This window comes from Bradyrhizobium sp. (assembly GCF_016462955.1).
GTDB lineage: Bacteria > Pseudomonadota > Alphaproteobacteria > Rhizobiales > Xanthobacteraceae > Bradyrhizobium.
This window is the reverse complement of record NZ_JAEMSD010000569.1, coordinates 494-2,564: the sequence shown is the minus strand read 5'-3', so window position 1 is coordinate 2,564 and position 2,071 is coordinate 494. Positions and strand designations below refer to the sequence as shown.

At 66.1% G+C, this 2,071-nt stretch carries 2 protein-coding genes; both read right to left on the bottom strand.

Translation table 11 applies throughout. The annotated features are described in order from the left end of the window. The coding region (locus JHD07_RS34570; RefSeq protein ID WP_291630323.1) for a YicC/YloC family endoribonuclease at positions 1-437 on the bottom strand (437 nt) is incomplete at its 3' end. A gap of 116 nt (positions 438-553) precedes the next feature. Then, positions 554-1,837: an endolytic transglycosylase MltG gene (mltG, locus tag JHD07_RS34565; protein WP_291630314.1), complete on the bottom strand. Its 1,284-nt coding sequence runs from the start codon at positions 1,835-1,837 to the stop codon at positions 554-556. Between the last annotated feature and the right edge of the window lie 234 nt (positions 1,838-2,071).

Sequence of the window (2,071 nt, the reverse complement as noted above, 5' to 3'; positions counted from 1 at the left end):
AGATCGGCGAGCGCCCTGTCGAAGGCCTCCGCAGCGGCGGCCCGCGCGGCCTTGTCCTCCTCCTCGTCCCCCTCGGGTTCGGCGACCTCGACGACGCCCTTGATGGCGAGCAGGCCGTCAACGCTCGGCGCGACCGCGTCGATCTTTCCGGAGATCGCTGCAGCAGCCTTCAGGACTGCGTTGAGCACGTCCTCGTTGACGCGGACCGTGGCGGCGGCATTGCTGCGCTTGACGTTGAGATTGGCGTAGACGGTTCCGCGCGCGAGCAGCTCGCCGGCGCGCTTTTTGGCGTGCGCCTCGAGTTCGTCGAACCCCTGCGGCAGCCGCACGCGCAGGTCAAAGCCTTTGGCGTTGACCGACTTCAATTCCCATTCGAACGTATACGGCCCGCTCGCGCCGTGGCTTCTCGCAAAGCCGGTCATGGACGACAGCGCCATCAGTTCAGATTCTCCAGGAACAGGGGATTCGCGAGGCCATCAAGCCACGCGAATCTTAAGACTATTTTGCCGGAAAGTGGAATCCGCAATGCCCGCGGGCAGGTCTGCGAACGCGCCTAGCGCGGGACCACCGGGGGCGAGGACTGCACCGCGCCCTGCCGGGCGGGCGCGGGATTGGACGGATTGGCGGGCCGCGACGGTTGCCTCTTCTGCTGATTAGGCCGTGTCGGCGTCGTCGCCGTCGGAGTCTCGGCAGCGCCAGGAGCGGCGGCGGCCGGCGGCGGCGCGTCCTCGGTCGGCGGCTCGACCGTGTCGTTCTGGATCTGCGTCTCCATCGCCCGCAGCTTGGCGACGTTCCTCTGATGCGCGTCGTAGGTCTCGGTGAAGGCGTGCCCGCCGGTACCGTCGGCGACGAAATAGAGGTCGCGGGTGCGAGCCGGGTTGGCGGCGGCCTCGAGCGAAGCACGGCCGGGATTCGAGATCGGGCCCGGCGGCAGCCCGTCGATGACATAGGTGTTGTAAGGCGAAGGCTGCGTGATCTCGCTGCGCTTGATCGGCCGGCCCAGCGTGCCCTTGCCGCCGACAAGGCCGTAGATGATGGTCGGATCGGACTGCAGCTTGATCCTCTGCTTCAGGCGGTTGACGAACACTGCGGCGACGCGGCTGCGCTCATCGGGCTTGCCGGTTTCCTTCTCGACGATGGACGCCAGCGTCACCAGTTGCTCCGGCGACTTGACCGGAATATCCGGATTGCGGCGCTCCCAGATCTCCGTCAGCACGCGCTTGTGCGCCTGCTGCATGCGCTGGACCACCTGCTCGCGCGGGGTGCCGCGCGGGAACTTGTAGGTCTCCGGCAACAGCGTGCCTTCGCGCGGCAGCTCGCGCACGCTGCCGGTGAAGATGTCGTTGTCGGACAGCCGCGCCACGATCTGCTCGGAGGTCAGGCCTTCCGGTATCGTGACGGCGTGCTGCACCACCTTGCCCTCGACGATGGTGGCGATGACGTCGCGCAAGGACGCGTTCTTCTGGAAGGAATATTCACCCGGCTTGAGGTCCGAGCTCGCCTTCAGCGCGGCGACGCTGGCGATGAACACCCAGGGATTGACGTCGGTCACGCCTTCCCGGTTCAGCGTCTCGGCGATGTCGCGCTTGCCCGCGCGCTGCGGGATGTTGACGATCTTGTCTTCCCTCAGCGGTCCGGGCGCCTCGAGCACCTGCCGGCCGTAATAATAGACGCCGCCGGCGCCGATCATGCTGATCAGCAGCAGGGTGATGATGGCGTTGCCGACGATGACGAGCGGATTGCGCGCGCGGTCCGACCGCTTGGGCGGCGGCGGCAGTTGCTCGGGCTCGAGCGCTGCCCGCGGACTCCGGGGTGAAATGGGCGGCCTTTCACTCATCGAGACAACCTGAATCCTGCCGGTTCAATCGCGGCCCGACAATCGCTTGCCTGCCAAAATGCACGCCCACGCCCATGACTATCGCCGAATACGGCAAAACGGTGGATTCGTCTCGAACGCAAACTAATCGGCCAGGCGCCGGACGATCACCGACGCATTGGTACCGCCAAAACCAAAAGAGTTCGACAATGCGACGTTCACTTCGCGCTGCTTTGCCTTGTGCGGCACGAGATC

Bases quoted from the DNA above. Each gene is read 5' to 3' on its own strand.
- mltG (WP_291630314.1), bottom strand. From the start codon at position 1,837: ATGAGTGAAAGGCCGCCCATTTCACCCCGGAGTCCGCGGGCAGCGCTC.